This window comes from Micromonospora sp. RTP1Z1, assembly GCF_033804685.1.
GTDB lineage: Bacteria > Actinomycetota > Actinomycetes > Mycobacteriales > Micromonosporaceae > Micromonospora.
In genome coordinates, this window is sequence record NZ_JAPFQV010000145.1 from 1 (window position 1) to 928 (window position 928).

Below are 928 nucleotides of genomic sequence, written 5' to 3' on the forward strand. Positions count from 1 at the left end.
AGAGCCTGGTAAATAAGGGTTTCAGGTGGGTTGGTGGCGGGCGAGGCGGCGGGTCATGACGATGATCATGGCCCATTGGACCATCGCGGCGTGGTGGTCGGGTAGCCGTTCGTAGTCTCGGACCGTGCGTCGGCACCGGTTGATCCAGGAGAAGGTGCGCTCGACCGCCCATCTGCGGTGCAGGACGACGAACGTGGTCTGCCCAGCGAGTTTCGCGACGATCTGCACGGTCAGGGCGAGGTGGGTGGCGGCCCAGTCGACGAGCCGGCCGGCGTAGCCGCTGTCGGCCCAGGTCAGGCCGATGGTGGGAAAGCAGGCGCGTAGCGCCCACAGCAGCGGCCGGGCGGCGTCGCGATCCTGCACGTTGGCGCCGGTGACCAGGATCGCGAGCAGTAGTCCGCAGGTGTCGACGGCGATGTGCCGTTTCCGGCCGTTGACCTTCTTCCCCGCGTCGTAGCCACGCCCGGGGCGGCCGACGGTCTCCGCGCCGCGTATCGACTGGGAGTCGACCAGCGCGGCCGTCGGCTGCCGGTTACGGCCCTCGACCTGTTCGCGGACCTGTTCCCGCAGGCTGTTGTGCATGCGGTTGAGCGTCCCGTCGCGGGTCCAGGTCGTGAAGTAGTGGTAGACCAGCTTGTGGTGCGGGAAGTCGGCAGGCAGCGCGTCCCACTGGCAGCCGGTCCGGTCGAGGTAGCGGATCGCGTCCACGATGTCCCGGCGGGGGTAGGTGATCGGCCGGCCGCGTCCGGTCCCGGCCGGCACGTGCGGAGCCAGGACCTGCCATTCGGCATCCGTAGTGTCGGACGGATAGTGCCGCGGCCGGGCGGTGGGCAGGTGATCGTCAACGGTGGCCGGGGTGGCGGATGCGGCGACGCCGGCGACAAGGTATACAGACAGGGTTGGGCCTTCGGTCGTGCTGGTTTAGTCG

1 protein-coding gene is annotated in these 928 nt (G+C 69.1%); it reads right to left on the minus strand.

Annotated elements, in window-relative coordinates; genetic code table 11:
• Positions 1-21: 21 nt before the first annotated feature.
• Complete coding sequence (locus SLP03_RS31435; RefSeq protein ID WP_319464264.1) at positions 22-897, minus strand: IS5 family transposase; 876 nt, start codon at positions 895-897, stop codon at positions 22-24.
• Between the last annotated feature and the right edge of the window lie 31 nt (positions 898-928).